Below are 14,753 nucleotides of genomic sequence, written 5' to 3'. Positions count from 1 at the left end.
GTGTGTCTTAGCGGTTGCGGTTTGTGCCTTGACCGCCCCCCTGTTGATTTGGGCGCTGGGGAGACGCGGGTTGATTCGCTTGATTGGGTCGCTGGGCATTATTGCCACCGCTCTGTTGCACGGCAAACTGAATCGCCTCCGGCGTTTGTACCAGTTGAATTTGACCCGCCACAGGATCGTTGGTGCTCAACATGGTTGCCACCAAATTATCCAACATGACGACGCGAATCCCGGTATCCTTGGCCAGTTCAGGACGCTGCTGGCGGGCTTGATCCACTTCCCGTTGGAGTTGGGTTTTATCGAAGTAAAAGGGAATAAACCGCTGGGTGCGGGTCTGGCCGTTTTCGCGCAGTTGTGCTTCTACGGCGATGGGGTTGCCTGTTTTGCTATCTGCTAGGAAAAAGAGGGGGGTGCCGCCCATGAACGGCCTACCATCCTTGGTGAGAATTTTGCCATCGCGTTCCACTAGATCGCCACTTTGTTTGAGCAGATTCACCGCTGCTTCCAGTTGCGGCCTTGAGGGGATAATGTCCACACCAATGGCAGGATTTTTTTGGCTTTCGAGGGCAATCTTCACCGCCCCACTGAGGGCGGCTGCCGAGACCCGAGCCACGCGACCCACCTCCGGCTGCTGGGTTTTAATGGTGTTCAGGGCAGTTTGGGCATCCTGCTGATTGACAAAGAAGGTAAAAACTTGAATTTTCTTGCTTTGATCTTGGGGATTGGGCATCTCAAAGGTCAGCGGTTCCCCCTTATCATTGGTGATCATAAAAACGGGCACATTGTTGAGGATGCGCAGCACTTGTTCTTCGGGCAAGGCAGTGGCAATGTCATAGCGGCTGATGGCGGGTGCTAGCCACAGGCTACTCACTAACCCTGCCAAAACACCCAAGTGTGCCAATCTTTTCATACAGTCTCCTAATTCATGCTTTATTGCAGTCGGTTAACTCTCCCAATCCCATTCTTCACGTGTGGAGAGAGGGGCGATCGCCCTGTAGTACCTAACTCACACCAAAACTTATGCACGTAACAAGTGAGTATTTTTACATATGAAGTACTCCCTTTGCTTTCCCACCCTAAGCCAATTTGACGCAAGGGACAAGGGGCAAGTTTCTAAAGTCGATGGGGAACTAGCGTTCAGTATCTAGGGAGCCTATACTGGTGCTGCTTTGGAACCAGCCCTTGCGCCAGAAAAAGAAAAATAAACTGCCCGCCACGGTAAGCATGACCGCCCAGCAGGCTGGATAGCCCCAATACCACTCCAGTTCAGGCATATTCCAAGGGGAGGTATCGGGATCAAAGTTCATGCCATAGATACCGACAATAAAGGTCAGCGGTATGAAAATGGTCGAAATGATCGTCAGAATTTTCATAATTTCGTTCATTTTATTGCCAACGGAAGAAAGATACACATCCATCAAACTGGCCGCTAGTTCACGGTAGGTTTCCACCATATCTAGCACTTGAATGGCATGGTCATAGCAATCTCGTAGGTAGATGCGCACTTCCTCGGAGAGAAGGGGGCTGGGATCGCGAATCATGGCATTGATGGCATCCCGTTGTGGCCAAATGGCCCGACGCAGCGCCAGTAATTCGCGGCGCACTTGGTGGACTTCTTCGAGAATGGCGCGACTAGGACGGGTAACTACGGCATCTTCTAATTCCTCAATGCGCTCGCCGTAGTCTTCTAGAACCGGGTAGAAGCCATCAATAATGGCATCCAAAAGGGCATAGGCTAAATAATCGGGGCCATAGCGACGAATGATGCCGCGACTGGTGCGAATCCGCTGCCGAACCATGTCAAAACAATCCCGTTCGGGTTCTTCTTGTACTGTGAGCAAGAAATGCGGCCCCAAGACAAAGCTCACTTGTTCAGTATAAAAGCCGTGTTCATTTTCCTTGGGGGTGACCATGCGGGTAATCAGCACAAGGTAATCGTCATGATCCTCAACTTTGGGGCGCTGGGGGACATTGACAATATCTTCAAGGACAATGGGGTGCAGGTGAAAAACTTGGCCGAGTCGCCGCATCACGTCTTCATCGCCAATCCCTTGAACATCTATCCAACTGACGGAGGGACTGCTGAGGTAGGGGCCACATTCTTCCGGCGTTTCTAAAACGCGACGGCTGGCCTGATCCGGCTGATAGTCAATGAGAATAATTGTCGGCGGTGGCGCATCGGCCTCAATACTGAGGGTACCGGGCATGGCGCCGGGTTCATCAAAGAAGTAATCTTCGAGATAGTTATCTTCTTCCTCGGCGGGGGGTGTGGGGTCTAGCGGGGGGGCACTACGGAAAAAGTGAAAGGGTTTTCTGGCCATAAAGGGGGAAATCGACAGAGTGCAAACGGGCTAACTAGAAACCTAGGGCAAATGGGGCGGTAACGTCCCAAAATCGCCTGAAAAGTTAAGATTTTTAAGTGTAGTGGCATTCACGGTGGGAGCGGTGTGGTGAATTCTCAAGTTTCGAGAACCTCAGTGCCAACTTGGGTGGCCATTGCCCAACTGTTGCGCTGGCATAAGCCTGCGGGTCGTTTGATTCTCCTCATTCCGGCGCTGTGGTCGTTAACCTTGGCCAGTGAAGGCTTGCCGTCGTTGCAGTTGCTGCTGATTATCACGGTGGGGGCGATCGCCACCAGTGCGGCGGGCTGCATTGTCAATGACTGCTGGGACCGCAATATTGACCCCCATGTGCAGCGGACTCAAAACCGCCCCCTAGCCAGTCGCCGCCTTTCCCTCAGTGTGGCCTTGGGCTTGATGGTGATTGCTTTCCTCTGTGCTTGGGGATTGGCGTTTTACCTCACTCCCTTGGGGTATTGGCTGGCGGTGGCCGCAGTGCCGGTGATTCTGCTCTATCCCTTGGCGAAGCGAGTCTTTCCCATTCCGCAACTCGTTTTGGCAGTGGCTTGGGGGTTTGCTGTCCTCATTCCTTGGGCAGCGGTACAGGGACGCTTAACCTTGACCACCGCGTGGTTGTGGGCAGCAGTGGTGATGTGGACATTGGCCTTTGATACGGTGTATGCCATGCCCGATCGCCCCGACGATCGCCGACTGGGGGTAAATTCCAGTGCCTTATTTTTCGGTGCCTATGCGCCCTTGGCGATCGCGCTATTTTATGGGCTGACGGTGGTGTTCCTGATCATTGTTGGCTGGAGTGCGGGACTCACTTGGCGATTTTGGCTGGCCTTGGCCGTGACCACCTACTTTTGGCTGCGGCAATCTCTACAAATTTATACCCACGAACGCCGTGACACCCAAACCACAACGCTCCCCATTCAGACCTATGGTCGTTACTTCAATGAAAATGTCTGGTTGGGCTTTTTGCTCTGGGTGGGGATGTGGTGCCCTAGGCCTTAGTCAAAAGCTTGGGGGAAACCTGCCACGGCACAATTGCCAGAATATCCACTTGGGCACAATATTTGAGATCGGCTTCATTGCCAAGGTTGAGCAGGCGCTGCCCGTGGCTGGAATGGTGAAAGAGGGTCAATAGATCATCTTGGTAGTAGCGGTACAAAGCAGTGGCAGCAATAGTTTCGTCATTACCCGCAAGGGCTTCGAGGGGGGCATCCTGCTGACCCCAGAGGTGATGAATCAGCGCCCCAGCACAGACGGTATCTTCGAGGGAATAGCTACCTTCCCAGCCCGAACCAACAATCCAGATGGTTTCCGGTTGATGTTTTTGGACAAACTCGGCAACGGCAGCACGGTTGACAAGGGCGGCGGCAAGAACGAGGGGACTGGCTTGAATTCGCTCAAGGGAACGGGTGCCATTGGTGGTGCTCATAAAGAGGCGACATCCTTTTACCCGCTCTGGCAAGCATTCAGCAGGAGAGTTGCCCATGTCAAAGCCAGCAACTTTTTTCCCACCCCGTTCACCAACGCGAATCCGCTTGGCTGCCGGCCACTGCTGACTCACTTGTTCTAGCTCTGCTAGATCACTAAAGACTTGAACGGCTTCTGCGCCAGCGGCAAGGGCAGTGGCGATCGTAGTGGTTGCCCGCAGGACATCAACAGCAATGGCACAGTCGGGTTGCCAGTCGGCTGGTACACGCTCTGGTGTGTGGTAGGTATAGATTTTCATAAATGGAAGGGGAGCTTGGCTACGATGATCCTTGATACATAAAGTATGTCACCATTGGGATCACTGTAGCGGCGATTAGCAGGGCAACGACGATAATTGTGGCGGAGCGATCGTCGGTTTCCTCTTTGCTCTTGTAGGTTTTCTCGACAACCACTTCGCGTACTACGGGCGGGCCTGGATCCGGTTCGCCTTTGAGGACTTTCGCAAGGCGATCGACGGTGTCAAGGACTGATTGATTGTAGTTGCCATCCCGTAGGGGCACCCGCATCGTTTCTTGGACAATACTTTCGGCAGTTTCAGGATTCAGGCGTTCGGCCACGGCCTCGCCATAGTGAATCGCTGTGCCATTGGTAACGGTATCGAGGGCAATGATCACCTGATTGGCTTGGGACTCAGGATCGGGAAACCACTGGTTAAAGAGGTCATCCACAAAGCTCTGGGGGGTTTCACCATAGTCGAGGCGGTGCAGTGTAACTACATGAACATTGATGCCCGTTGCCTCGGAGAGGTCTTGGAGCGATCGCCCGACACTGCCTTGGGTGACGGCACTAAGCACATTACCTTCATCAACGACCCCAGCCGCTGTTTCCGGCAAAGGGATATCGATCGCGCTGGTTGCCCAGACGGGGGTGACCCACAACGTAGTAGCGAGTAGTGCCAGCAAAAGATAGCGAATGCCGTTTTTCCAAGCCACTTGCCAATGCATCTGTGTTTAATCCTGTATCTCTCAATGCAATTTTCTCAGATGTTGCTTGCAAAAATAAATTTTCTTCTAACAAATCTTAAAACGATGGCCAGACAATTGCTTTACCAAGGAGCGCCCACGAGTGTAAAGCCTGCCCAAAAGTAAGGTGCTTGGAATCTTGAATGTCTCAGAAGGTGTAATTGAGCCTTTTGCAGAGCAGCAACTTTACTAGCAGTGTGGTGCAGATGGCTATAGAAGTATTCCATGAGTTCTAGGGTACCCGCATCACTCACTTGCCAGAGGCTAGCGACGGCACTTTTGGCACCCGATTGAAGGGCAAGACCCGCAAAGCCTAACTCCGCGCGATCGTCTCCCAGAGCGGTTTGACAGGCACTCAAAACCAGCAGTTCGAGAGGGGGTTGCTCTAGATTAAGTTGGGGGAGGTTTTGCAGCGTGACTGTTTCACTGCCCCACAGTTGAATAAAGGACTCTTGGGCTTGACCGGGGCGAAACAAGGCATGGGTAGCCAGATGAACGATGGAATGGTTACCCTGCTGCCGTTGTTGCGTTAGGTTGGCAACAGTAAAGTCACGATTGAGGAAGGTGGATCCGCCCCAGAGTTGTTGGATGGCACTTAATTCTTGGGGGACTGCCGGCAGTGGACTGAGGCGATCGAATTCTGAAGCCCCCATTGCCAAGACCGTGGCATTTTTGAGGGGAGCATAGTCAGTTTTGATCAGGTTAAACGCTGGAATTAAGGCAACACCGTACTTTTCTATCAGAAATTGACCGGTACTGCGGTCTCGGAGAGCCGCCCAAGGGAGCGATCCCAGGCCTGCTCCAACACAAATGAGCAAGGTGTCAATCCGATCAGCCCTGAGTTTGGCTTCTAAGGGCGCAATTAACCAGTCATAAAGCTGCTCACTCCTGCCAAAGGAGGCAGATAAAAACTGTTGGCGTGGATCCGCCACTGAGCGGCGAAAGTCTTGAACCGTAGCCATCAGATCAGCTTGCGACACCGCTGGCACAGTCAGCAACAGTGGCTCTCCCTGTAGAGAGGTAACGAAGAGCTTAATCTCGTTTGCCGTTGGTACCAAGTGCAAAAGAGCTGTGCGCCGACCCGTACGCTTGGACATTTGCCTGAGAATGCGCTGAATGGCAGAGGGATTGAGTCGCCGACTAGTAAATTGATTTTGAAAATAAACTTCATATTCCCGTTGCCAAGTGGCCTCGCGACCTGTGAGAAATTCCCCTGCACCAGCGGGTAAGGCACTTTGAGCAATGGACTGAAGAGACAGCACCAACACTAGAGCAATACAGATTCGGAGGAGGTGTCGGTGCATCTTTAGTGTTCCAAGAAAGTGTTGTCGCTCTAGCCAAGCTTTATCTTAGCCAATGCACCATTCAAGTGTTTTTTCAGAGGAGAGACAGTGACTGCCAATGCCGAATTCAACACTGGACGATAGACATTGAGCCAGCGAGTAATGGTGGACTCGTTGCGATGGAGCAACTAGGCAATTTGTGGACGGCTTTTGGATGGATAGTCCCCTCGTTTAAGACCTATAAGCTTAATGTTACAAAGAGCTGGCAAAAATCATTTTTCATTGGCATAGCTGTAGGCTCGATGCCACGCTTTTGCCTGACTAGGGCGGGTGATCCGCATCCAGTGACGACTCAGGGGAGGCGAGACGAGAGTGTGCAGAAGCAGCCACAGGGTTTGTAATTCACTGGGGGCTTTTTGCCATTGCCAACGGTTGGGTTCACAAAAAAGTAAGGTGACCAATTGGCGGTATTGAGCCAAGGTCAGGGGGTCAAAGTAAATCTCTAGGGTCGTTGGATTGGGCATATCAACAACTTGGCCGCTGAGGTCAATGCCTGCCTCCAAAAGCCGACAGGTGAGGGGTACACCCATTGCGGAGGGGGGGAGGGGTTGATGCAGATGCACGATCGCCCCCCCTTCAGAAAGGCGAATTGTCGTGCCCCACAGGGCAGTGGTTTGATCCCAAGCGAGATGGAGTTCAACGGTTTGCTGGACATTGAGCCAATCATAGGGATCGGGGCGGGGGCGTTCGATGAGGCTGTAGAGGGCAAGGGCGAGAATTACCAGATTGTAGAGGTTCCAGACCCAAGCCAATAGTAGCCCCTTGGTGTGTAATGCCTGCCAATTTAATACAGCAGCCGCCACAGAGAGAAGAAAAAGCACGAGGAGCGGTGCCGCTAGGTGCCACTGAAAATGGTAGCGATCGCGATAACTCCCCTTGGGGGTGACCCAAAAGCCGCGACCAAAGGGACGCAACAACGTGTCAATCACTGTCAATGTCAACGGCACACACTGAAGCACAGCATAAATATCAGATACCAAGGCAGAGCGACTTTGGCCATTGAGCCAGCGGAACGTACTCAACAGCAGCCAGTAGTAGGGCACAAAATAGTAGAGCCACTGCCGCAGGGTGGTTTCAAGGGGGACGACACCCCAAAAGGCGGCAATCAAGGGCAACAGCAGCAATAGCAACCGCATGGGACTATGGAACCATTGCGTGATCCCCTCTAGGTGGGCAAGGCGCTGAAGCCCAGTGAGATTGGGTACCCGCAGTGGACTTGCCGCAATGAATAATCCTTGGAGGGTGCCCCGTGCCCAGCGTTGACGTTGACGAATATGCGCCGTCATTTCCTCTGCACACAAGCCCGCACTGAGACTTTCATTCAGGTAAATCAACCGATGACCTGCTGCCGCCAATTGAATTCCTGTGTAGTAGTCCTCGCTGAGGGATTCAGTAACAAAGCCGCCAATGGCTCCGAGGGCCGATCGCCGCACCACAAAGGAACTGCCGTAGCACAGCGCTGTTTCAATGCCATCCCGCAGGACTTGATAATGACGGGAGAAGATTTCCACCTCTTGAGGCAGGTGATCCTCGAGGCCAAGGTTACGGGCAATGGGATCGGGATTGTAAAAGCTCTGGTAGGTTTGGACAAGGCCAATATCAGCGGTCTGGAAAAAGCCCACAGTGCGGGTGAGAAAATTACGAGTGGGAACAAAGTCAGCATCAAAGACCGCAATCAGTTCACCCTTGGTTTGCGTAAGGGCATGGTTCAGGTTGCCCGCTTTGGCATGGCGATTGTCTGGACGGCTGAGGTACTCACAGCCCAGTTCACAGGCCAATTCCCGTAGGGCAGGGCGACGGGTATCGTCAAGAACATAGATACGTTTGTGGGGATAGTCGAGGGTTTGGCAGCCAACAATCGTGCGTCGCAAAATTGTCAGGGGTTCATTGTAGGTCGGAATAAAAATATCCACCCAAGGCTGATAGTGGCCACTTTTGACCGCAAGGGCAGCAGCATCCGCTTCAGGACGACGATTTTTGATGTGCAAGAGCAGGTAGAGTTGCAGGCCGTAGCCCGCCATCATAAAACCTTCAATCGCCAGTAGGAGTAGGCTAAAGGTGGCCTCTAGGGGAGTGCGCAAATTGAGGGTAGCGAGCGATCGCCACAGCAGATAATGCAGCATCACGGCCATTAAACTGCCAACGACAATGACCCGCGCCCACTGCTGCTGCACTTTTCCCCAGCGCAAAACAATACTGCTAAGAAGCACCATCAAGCACAATGGCCAAAAAATCCACGGCTTGTCCAAGTGTTCAATGGCGAGCCAAGGAGGGACAGGGGGCATTGCTGGAGCCTCAAGCAACTGAATAGTAATGTAACGAAATGTAAACCAACCATTGGACAGGGACAATATTTCCAAAGTTCCCCGCAGTAGCGATCGCCCCCAGCCGTATGTCAGGATCAAAATCACCAAATGCTGATCTAATACTATGACCGATGCCCAAGAGGGGACAAAGCTACCCCCCTTTATTTTTCACAACCAATTCCAAGGCTGGATGGAAGTCTATGCGCCCGTTCAACGCTACGAGACCTATTTGAACAATCACCAAGAATGGTTTCACCGCTGCGCCCATCCCATGAAAACAGAACCTGTGGGCAAGCATGGCTACATTCTCACCATTGGCCGCTATGGTTCCCATGGCTATGAAGTGGAACCCAAAATTGGACTGCACCTACTGCCCCAAGAGCAGGGGGTCTATCGCATTGAAACAATTCCTGTGCCCGAACAGCCGTTTTTGAACTATGAGGTGAATTTTCAAGCGGCCATGGCCTTGGTACCGATGCGAGCCACCCCTGAGACGGATAGGGACCTGTTGGCGCTGAATGTCATTGATTACACGCGGGTCAATTGGGAATTGGATTTGCGGGTGGAAATGTACTTTCCGCGGTTTATCTACCGTTTGCCCCATGGCCTGATTCAGGGGACAGGCAATCGCGTCTTGGCTCAAATTGTCCGCCAAGTGTCCTACCGTCTCACGGCAAAGGTGCAGGATGATTTCCACAAAACCATTGGCCTCAATTTGGGCAAACGCTGGCGCCGCAAACGGTTCCATGCTGAGCGGGTGCGCACCCTTACCCCTGCGCCAGTGCCTGATACGCCTGACGAGCCTGAGCCACCTGCTGCTTGAGCATTGTGACATCCGTACCCAGTTGACTGCCCATACCAATGGCGATCGCCCCCGCTTTCCAGAGGGGTACCACATCCTCCCAACCAATACCGCCACAGGGAATCAGGGGAATCTCAGCCAACAAGGGTCGCAAGGCGCGTAGATAGCTCGCCCCCCCCACCGCCATCACTGGAAAAACCTTCACTGCCGTTGCTCCCACTTGCCAAGCGTGGAGAATTTCCGTTGGTGTCAATGCCCCCAAAATCAGAGGACAATTGGCCTCCTTTGCAAGGGGCACCACCTCTAGGGCTGCATGGGGGGTCACTAAAAATTGTGCGCCAGCGGCGATCGCTCCTTTAACCATTTCTGGGTTTTGCAGGCTCGCAGCGCCAATGGTGCAGTGGGGAGCGTCTTGACGGAGTTGTTGCAAGACGCCAGCAGCATCGGGGGTGGTCCAAGTCACCTCTAGGCAGGTGAAGCCCGCTTGAATATACACTTGAGCGCGGGCGATCGCTGCAGTAGGATGAGCAGCACGCACCACTGCAATCAAGGGCAGGCCTTGCAAAAACGCTAACTGCTGCGGCTTGGGCATAGCGTCATAACCATTGAGCAGGGGGGTGGGAGGGCAGTGATAAGATGAAAATTTCCCCTACCCCTAAACTACGGTATATTGGCAATACCCTTGCGGAGTTTTTGATGGGCGATAGCATCAAAGTCCTGAGTGAAAATCGCCAAGCGCGCTTCCAATACGAAATTCTGGAAACCTATGAATGTGGTCTCGTGTTGCTCGGCACTGAGGTCAAGTCCATTCGCGCTGGCAAGGTGAATTTACGGGATGGCTTTGCCCGCATCCGCAATGGTGAAGCATGGTTGATGAATGTGCACATTTCGCCCCACGGGAGTACCAACCCATCCTATAACCATGACCCCCTGCGCGATCGCAAGCTCCTTCTCCACAAACAGGAAATTCGCAAGCTAGTGGGCAAGGTGGAACAAAAGGGGCTAACCCTTGTGCCCCTGAAGCTTTACCTAAAAAATGGGCGGGTCAAGGTTTCCCTAGGGCTAGCCCGTGGTAAGAAGCTCCACGACAAACGCCAAGACCTCAAGCAGCGCCAAGATAAACGGGAGATGGAGCGGGCAATGAAGCAGCGGTAAACCTAGCTTTGGGGAGTGGGTATGGGATCAATGTTGGTTTCCGTGCCGATGGGCGTTGCAGGGGCAGGGATACTCCCGGTTGCTGCTTCCCAAGAGTCATTGGTGAAATACACATGACCCAGCACTTGCCCCTCATAGGTGCGTCGTGTTAACCGCCAAGTGGGTTCCAGTTGAAACTTGAGAAATTGCCCTTCCTGCATGCCGTGGGTGCGGCCAATAACCATACGCGGACCACCGCGATTGCTGCTGCCAACAAGGAGCAACTCACCCTCCCCCTGTTCAATGCGCAGACCATACTGCAACCCTAAATCCTGTTGCGCCACCCGAATCGAGTAGCCATTGCTATCCGTAGCCCGCCCACAAATGCCCGTAAAGTCAAAGGTCGTCAACAATGGGTCAATCACCACGGGGTTGCTGCCCGACTCACTCCAGCAGGGACGAGTATCCTTAATTTGCTCCACCACTAAGAGGCGATACCCACCGCGGGCAAGGGGCACGGCCATCACCACATAGCGGCTTTGATCCACTTCTGTTTGTGTAAACATGCTGGCTTGGGCAGGCCGAGGGGCAATTGTTCCCAAACAGGCCACCGTCAATAAGCTCAGGCCAAATTTTTGCCAGTATTTCATAGGGACACTCCTCAGCAGAACTTGGAGGTTTTGACAGTTAAATGGCTTCTACTGTTCCACTACGATCCACGCCGATCAACTATCAAAATTCTAGGAATTATTTTTCAGACACCGTCAGGCATCAATGGTGAGCGGTCAAATCGAGGCCAATCACTTGGGTATGTTGACCCCGCGCTTGGGTGACGCCAATCGTGCGCTGAGCCGCTTCAATCATTGGTCGCCGCAGACTGACAACAATAAACTGTGCCTCTTGGCTCTGCTGCTGAATCATTTTGGCAAGGCGCTCAACATTGGCACCATCGAGAAACATATCCACCTCATCAAAGGCATAGAAGGGGGAAGGGCGATAGCGTTGTAGGGCAAAGATAAAACTGAGGGCCGTGAGGGATTTTTCTCCCCCCGACATTGAGGCTAAGCGCTGTACGGGTTTACCCTTAGGATGCGCCACCAGATTCAGGCCTCCGGCAAAAGGGTCCTCAGGGGTTTCCAGTTGTAAATAGCCATCACCCTCGGAAAGGGTGGCAAAAATGGTTTGGAAGTTCGCATTGACGGCATCAAAAGCTTCACGGAAGGACTGGTGACGCAGGGTGGTGAAGTTCTCAATCCGCAGTAGGATCTCCGTGCGCTCCGCTTCTAGAACGGCGAGCTTCTCCTGTAGCTCATTAAGCCGCCCTTGTGTCTCCTCAAATTCCTGAATCGCCAACATATTGACGGGTTCCATGGCACGCAGCCGTTTTTCGAGGGCTTGGCACTGCTGTTGAATGTCGCTGAGGGAGAGATTGGCGGGCACTTCCGGCCATGGCTGGGGTAAAGGGGGTGCCTCGATGGTGCTGAATTCCTGAAGTTGGGCTTGCAGCGTGGTGAGGGTGTCGCTGGCTTTTTGGTATTGCCATTCCAGTTGTTGGTAGTCCTTTTGCTGCTGTCGTAGTTGGTAGTCTTGGCGATCGCGATCGCCCTTGAGGTGGCCAAGGCGGGCGTCCAATTCCCTCAGGGCAGTTTGCGTGCTTTGAATTTGCGTCGCTAAGTCCCCAAGCGTCTGATCGAGGGCTTGCTGCTGACAAAGCGTCTCCTGTTGGGCTTGGCGCAGTCGCTGAATCTCCTGTTCTGTTTGTTTTAGGTCTCGTCCCAGTTGCTCGAGTTGACGGTGGCGATCGCCCAAGGCTTGATCCACCGCTTGCAGGGCGGCCACATGGTCGGCGTGAATTTTTTCCTGTGCCTGAAGCTGTGCCTGAAGCTGCTGCCACTGCTGATGGCTGGGATTGGCTTCAAGGGCATTGAGGGTAAGGCGTTCGGCGGCGAGTTCTGCTTCGAGTTCAGGAAGACGAGCCTCTAGGTGCGCGAGTTCAGTCTCTGCGGCGGTTAACTCTTGGCTAAGGTGCTGCTGTTGGCGCGCTAAGTCTGCTTGCTGGCGGTTGAGGTGCTGCTGTTGCTGCTGAAGTTGCTCCCATTGCCGCTGGCGATCGCGATGGCTTTGGCGGGCTTCACTCAGGGCTTGGCTCAGCTCATTCACTCTCCCCTGTTTTTGCGTGCGCTCTTGAATGAGGCAATCTAACAGGCGTTCCAGTTCCCCAAGGCGATCGCGCACCTGTTGGACTTCTGCCGATTCTTGGGGGGTGACCCCCTGACCAAAACGGAGGGTATTGGTGCGACTATAGCTACCCCCGGTCATTGCCCCTGAGGGTTCTAGCAAGTCTCCCTCTAGGGTGACCATCCGATATTGCCCTAGGTAGAGTCGCGCCGCCTCAAGGCTCTCAAAGACCAGCGTACTGCCAAACACATAGGCAAAAATGGGGGCATATTGCGGCTCAAAGGTCACAAGATTCAAGGCATAGTCAATACAGCCTGCCAAGGAGATAAGGGGTAGGGTCTTGGGACGTGCCATCTTGTTCAGGGGCAAAAATGTGGCTCTACCGGCCCGTTCCCGCTTCAGGATGGCGATCGCTGCTGCCGCCACACTGTCATCCGCCACAACGATATTGCCTAGGCGTGCCCCGGCCGCAATTTCCAAGGCCAGTTGATAGCGGGGTTCCACTTGACCGAGCTGTGCCACCAGCCCAAACACGCCGGGGAGATCAGCACTTAAAATGAGCCGCGCCGCAAAACTCCCTTGACTTTCCTGAACCGCCTGTTGCCGTGCTTCCAGTTGATCCAGCTCCCGCTGCTTTTGGCGCTGTTCTCGCTCAAGGCGTTGATAGGTTTCTTCTGTTAAGCTCAATTGTTGCTGCGCTGTGGCCAGTTGTTGGGCGAGGGTTTGTAGTTGCTGCTCCTCTTGTTGGACTACTGCTGCAGCTTTTGTGAGCGCGTCTTGCAATTCCAATTGTTGAGCTTCTAAGCTGGTGGCTGCCTGGTGCAATTCCCCCTGCCGTTGCCGCAATTGTTGCGATCGCTCCTGCAGGCGAGAGAGTTCACTGCGACTCGGTTCCAGTTCGTGGATCAGGGCATCAATCCGCTGCCGTCGCTGACTGTGCTCCTGAAACCAAGCTTGGGCTGCCGTATTCAACTCCTGAGCTTGCTGCCGTAGGGCGTCGAGGGTGGCTTGGCTGGTGGCAACGGCTGTCACTAAGGGGGGGCGATCGCCCTGTTGCTGTTCTAGCTCTTGAGCAAGTTGCTGTTGCTGCAACCGTTGACTGTGGTACTGGGCTTGCCGTTGCTGGAGTTGTTCTGCCAACTGTGCCTGCTGCTGTTGGTAGCTCGTTTGCTGACGTTGACACTGCCGCTCTTGGGCGTGGAGATCCGCCAACGCTGCTTGCAGGCGGAGGTACGCTTCTTCGCCGAGGGCTTTCACCTCTTGATTGAGTTGTTCTAGCGTAACCGTTGCCGCTTCAATCTCCCGTGCCTTTTGTTGCAGTTGGGCTTGGCGTTCAGCTTGTTCTTTTTGTAGCGTCTGAATCTGTGCTTGTAGTTGCACCTTTTGCGCTTCGTGGGCTTGCCATTGGCGCACCAGCAGCCATTGCTCTCGCTCTTGCAGTTCCAGTCGTAGGGCTTGATATTTTTCCGCGTGCAGGCGATCCCGTTGCAGGCGATCGCGCTGTTGGATGAGTTCCTGCTCAACAATGCGAAAGCGTTCTTCGCGCTCCTTGACTGTATCTAATTTTTCGCGAGCTTGGGCAATCTTGCGGTCAAAATCCGCCACCCCCGCCAATTCGTCAATAATTTCCCGCCGTGCTTTGGCATTCATCGAGATAATGCTGGTGACATCCCCCTGCAAGACCACGTTATAGCCTTGGGGATAGATACAAAACGCCTGCAACTGGTCGTGCAGTTCATTCAGCGTGCAGGGTTGATCATTTACCGCATAGGTCGAGGTATAGGTGCCCTGCTTGGTTACCCGCAGTCGCCGCGTCACCCGCCATTCCGTTTCAGCATCCAGCGCAAAGGTCACCGTGACTCGCGTTTCAATAACACTATGGCCGCGCCGCGTTTGGCTATGGTTCACCAAATCTGGGAGCCGTTCTGCCCGCATCCCCTTAGACCCCGCAAGGCCGAGGGCAAAAAGCAACGCATCCAACAGGTTGGATTTTCCAGAGCCATTCGGACCAGAAATGACCGTAAACCCCGGCAGCAGCGGAATCACGGTTGTGCCGCCAAAGGACTTAAAATTCGTGAGTTCCAACTGCTTGATATACACAGCCAAGGAGCGTGCCTAACCGTTTCATTATGCCTAAAGATGCTCCCCTTGTTTGCCACGGAAAATCAAGCTAAAATCAAATAACT

12 protein-coding genes are annotated in these 14,753 nt (G+C 53.6%); 3 read left to right on the top strand and 9 right to left on the bottom strand.

From position 1 onward, the window contains the following. Positions 1-7 precede the first annotated feature (7 nt). Both M0646_RS03155 and corA read right to left on the bottom strand, forming a co-directional pair. Positions 8-910 carry a Tic22 family protein gene (locus tag M0646_RS03155; protein WP_149818079.1) on the bottom strand — a complete coding sequence of 301 codons (903 nt, stop codon included), beginning with the start codon at positions 908-910 and terminating at the stop codon, positions 8-10. A 220-nt stretch (positions 911-1,130) separates the two neighbouring features. Continuing rightward, complete coding sequence (gene corA, locus M0646_RS03150) at positions 1,131-2,321, bottom strand: magnesium/cobalt transporter CorA (protein ID WP_286649860.1); 1,191 nt, start codon at positions 2,319-2,321, stop codon at positions 1,131-1,133. A gap of 156 nt (positions 2,322-2,477) precedes the next feature. Between corA and M0646_RS03145 the strand changes: the two genes are divergently transcribed. Then, positions 2,478-3,356 carry a 4-hydroxybenzoate solanesyltransferase gene (locus M0646_RS03145; protein ID WP_286626550.1) on the top strand — a complete coding sequence of 293 codons (879 nt, stop codon included), beginning with the start codon at positions 2,478-2,480 and terminating at the stop codon, positions 3,354-3,356. Here M0646_RS03145 and M0646_RS03140 read toward each other — a convergent pair. From M0646_RS03140 to M0646_RS03125, 4 genes are all read right to left on the bottom strand, one after another. Then, complete coding sequence (locus tag M0646_RS03140) at positions 3,346-4,080, bottom strand: 2-phosphosulfolactate phosphatase family protein (RefSeq protein WP_149818073.1); 735 nt, start codon at positions 4,078-4,080, stop codon at positions 3,346-3,348. The genes M0646_RS03145 and M0646_RS03140 overlap by 11 nt on opposite strands. 19 nt (positions 4,081-4,099) lie before the next feature. Continuing rightward, positions 4,100-4,786, bottom strand: coding sequence for a photosystem II repair protein Psb32 (gene psb32, locus M0646_RS03135; protein ID WP_149818071.1), 687 nt, complete (start codon positions 4,784-4,786; stop codon positions 4,100-4,102). A 101-nt stretch (positions 4,787-4,887) separates the two neighbouring features. Next, positions 4,888-6,108, bottom strand: coding sequence for a CHAT domain-containing protein (locus M0646_RS03130; protein WP_149818069.1), 1,221 nt, complete (start codon positions 6,106-6,108; stop codon positions 4,888-4,890). Positions 6,109-6,359: 251 nt separating this feature from the next. Next, positions 6,360-8,432: a glycosyltransferase gene (locus tag M0646_RS03125; protein ID WP_286626548.1), complete on the bottom strand. Its 2,073-nt coding sequence runs from the start codon at positions 8,430-8,432 to the stop codon at positions 6,360-6,362. A 145-nt stretch (positions 8,433-8,577) separates the two neighbouring features. Between M0646_RS03125 and M0646_RS03120 the strand changes: the two genes are divergently transcribed. Continuing rightward, positions 8,578-9,276, top strand: a complete 699-nt coding sequence (locus tag M0646_RS03120; protein WP_286626546.1) for a DUF1997 domain-containing protein — start codon at positions 8,578-8,580, stop codon at positions 9,274-9,276. On the opposite strand, the gene M0646_RS03115 is transcribed toward M0646_RS03120, so the two are convergent. Further along, entirely contained in the window at positions 9,221-9,847 is a 627-nt protein-coding gene (locus M0646_RS03115; protein ID WP_286626545.1) for a keto-deoxy-phosphogluconate aldolase, read from the bottom strand. The two genes, M0646_RS03120 and M0646_RS03115, sit on opposite strands and share 56 nt — an antisense overlap. Before the next feature lie 104 nt (positions 9,848-9,951). On the opposite strand from M0646_RS03115, the gene smpB reads away from it, so the two are divergent. Next, positions 9,952-10,410, top strand: coding sequence for an SsrA-binding protein SmpB (gene smpB / locus M0646_RS03110; RefSeq protein ID WP_286627158.1), 459 nt, complete (start codon positions 9,952-9,954; stop codon positions 10,408-10,410). A 2-nt stretch (positions 10,411-10,412) separates the two neighbouring features. Here the strand turns inward: smpB and M0646_RS03105 are convergent, their stop codons facing one another. Then, positions 10,413-11,039, bottom strand: coding sequence for a DUF3747 domain-containing protein (locus M0646_RS03105; RefSeq protein WP_286626543.1), 627 nt, complete (start codon positions 11,037-11,039; stop codon positions 10,413-10,415). 121 nt (positions 11,040-11,160) lie between these two features. Beyond that, positions 11,161-14,667 carry a chromosome segregation protein SMC gene (smc, locus tag M0646_RS03100; RefSeq protein ID WP_286627157.1) on the bottom strand — a complete coding sequence of 1,169 codons (3,507 nt, stop codon included), beginning with the start codon at positions 14,665-14,667 and terminating at the stop codon, positions 11,161-11,163. Between the last annotated feature and the right edge of the window lie 86 nt (positions 14,668-14,753).

This window comes from Thermosynechococcus sp. B3, assembly GCF_030323045.1.
Classification (GTDB): domain Bacteria; phylum Cyanobacteriota; class Cyanobacteriia; order Thermosynechococcales; family Thermosynechococcaceae; genus Thermosynechococcus.
The sequence above is the reverse complement of the archived record's forward strand: the minus strand, read 5'-3'. Positions and strand labels throughout refer to the sequence as shown.